1 tRNA gene and 2 rRNA genes (1 of these 3 cut by a window edge) are annotated in these 2,500 nt (G+C 55.6%); all 3 read left to right on the top strand.

Annotation, left to right across the window (positions count from 1 at the left end):
* Nucleotides 1–1,790, top strand: a 23S ribosomal RNA gene (locus NKH12_RS29630); it begins 1,076 nt to the left of the window's first position.
* 276 nt (nucleotides 1,791–2,066) lie between these two features.
* Nucleotides 2,067–2,181, top strand: a 5S ribosomal RNA gene (rrf, locus tag NKH12_RS29625).
* A gap of 242 nt (nucleotides 2,182–2,423) precedes the next feature.
* Nucleotides 2,424–2,500 (top strand) — tRNA-Met (locus NKH12_RS29620).

Genomic DNA, 2,500 nt, shown 5'->3' with positions numbered 1-2,500 from the left:
TGAAAAGGGAAACAACCCTGACCTACAGCTAAGGTCCCCAAGTTATGGCTAAGTGGGAAAGGATGTGAGGATCCCAAAACAACCAGGATGTTGGCTTAGAAGCAGCCATCATTTAAAGAAAGCGTAACAGCTCACTGGTCTAAATAAGGGTCTTTGCGCCGAAAATGTAACGGGGCTCAAGCCATACACCGAAGCTTAGGGTTTGCAGCAATGCAAGCGGTAGCGGAGCGTTCTGTAAGCTGATGAAGCCATACCCGTGAGGGGTGGTGGAGGTATCAGAAGTGCGAATGCTGACATGAGTAACGTAAGGGGAGTGAGAGACTCCCCCGCCGAAAGTCCAAGGGTTCCTGCTTAAAGCTAATCTGAGCAGGGTTAGCCGGCCCCTAAGTCGAGGCAGAAATGCGTAGACGATGGGAACCACGTTAATATTCGTGGGCCTGGAGGAAGTGACGGATCATTGAGGTAGTCCAATCTTATCGGATTGAAAGGGCTGCTGCGTGGTTCCAGGAAATAGCTCCTCCTTATAGACCGTACCCGAAACCGACACTGGTGGACTGGTAGAGTATACCAAGGCGCTTGAGAGAACTATGCTGAAGGAACTCGGCAAATTGCACGCGTAACTTCGGAAGAAGCGTGACCCTTTTCCACGCAAGTGGAGGAGGGTGGCACAGACCAGGGGGTAGCGACTGTTTATCAAAAACACAGGGCTCTGCGAAGTCGCAAGACGACGTATAGGGTCTGACGCCTGCCCGGTGCTGGAAGGTTAAGAGGAGGGGTGCAAGCTCTGAATCGAAGCCCCAGTAAACGGCGGCCGTAACTATAACGGTCCTAAGGTAGCGAAATTCCTTGTCGGGTAAGTTCCGACCTGCACGAATGGCGTAACGACTTCCCCGCTGTCTCCAGCATAGACTCAGTGAAATTGAATTCCCCGTGAAGATGCGGGGTTCCTGCGGTTAGACGGAAAGACCCCGTGCACCTTTACTATAGCTTTACATTGGCATTCGTAGTGGCATGTGTAGGATAGGTGGTAGGCTTTGAAACCTGGGCGCCAGCTCAGGTGGAGCCACCCTTGAAATACCACCCTTATCACTATGGATGTCTAACCGCGGCCCGTTATCCGGGTCCGGGACAATGTATGGTGGGTAGTTTGACTGGGGCGGTCGCCTCCTAAAGAGTAACGGAGGCGCGCGATGGTGGGCTCAGAACGGTCGGAAATCGTTCGCTGAGTGCAATGGCATAAGCCTGCCTGACTGCGAGACTGACAAGTCGAGCAGAGACGAAAGTCGGTCATAGTGATCCGGTGGTCCCGCGTGGAAGGGCCATCGCTCAACGGATAAAAGGTACGCCGGGGATAACAGGCTGATGACCCCCAAGAGTCCATATCGACGGGGTTGTTTGGCACCTCGATGTCGACTCATCGCATCCTGGGGCTGGAGCAGGTCCCAAGGGTATGGCTGTTCGCCATTTAAAGCGGTACGTGAGTTGGGTTCAGAACGTCGTGAGACAGTTCGGTCCCTATCTGCCGTGGGTGTAGGAATATTGAAAGGATCTGTCCCTAGTACGAGAGGACCGGGATGGACGGATCTCTGGTGGACCTGTTGTGGCGCCAGCCGCATAGCAGGGTAGCTATATCCGGACGGGATAACCGCTGAAGGCATCTAAGCGGGAAACCCACCTTAAAACGAGTATTCCCTGAGAACCGTGGAAGACGACCACGTTGATAGGCCGGGTGTGGAAGAGCGGCAACGTTTGAAGCTTACCGGTACTAATAGTTCGATCGGCTTGATCGTTCTCATTCCCTATGCCCATCCGATGAAATCGGATGGTTTGACCAGCGCTCACGCATGAGCGGCCCTACGGGGCCTATGCTCCGCGAGGGCGCCGGACGACCGGCGACGCGCAGTCGCGCTTGCGGGCTTATGCCCGAAGTGGTCTGCGAGAACGTCGCCATTGGCACGGAAAGACGGGCAAATGGCACAGGCTTATAGCGAGTGGGTATCTTCTACTTACTATTCCCTACTGCCTAATCCCTGACCCAGCTTCTCGAGCAACGTGCGCTTTGCCGACCTGGTGGTTATGGCGGAGCGGCTGCACCCGATCCCATTCCGAACTCGGCCGTGAAACGCTCCAGCGCTGATGGTACTTCGTCTCAAGACGCGGGAGAGTAGGTCGCTGCCAGGTCTGCAAAACGCACGTCGCAATAATCCAAATCTTCTCTCTACCAACAGGCCCGCCAATCGGGAGCCCGGGCCGCGCAAGCGGCCCTTTCAGTTGGCGGAACGCGTACCTAACTAAGCGCTGACTTGCTTGAAAAGTTGACGCGGGGTGGAGCAGCGCCCCGTCCGCCCGCAAAGGCCGAAGGCCTTGAGGACGGACAAAACAAAAAGTCCGGGCTGCCCGGCCGGCATTCGCCGTCAAGTTGACGCGGGGTGGAGCAGCCCGGTAGCTCGTCAGGCTCATAACCTGAAGGTCACAGGTTCAAATCCTGTCCCCGCAACCA

This window comes from Mesorhizobium sp. M1322 (genome assembly GCF_040318085.1).
GTDB lineage: Bacteria > Pseudomonadota > Alphaproteobacteria > Rhizobiales > Rhizobiaceae > Mesorhizobium.
Note: the sequence above shows the minus strand (reverse complement) of the source record. Positions and strands in the feature narration are given on the sequence as shown.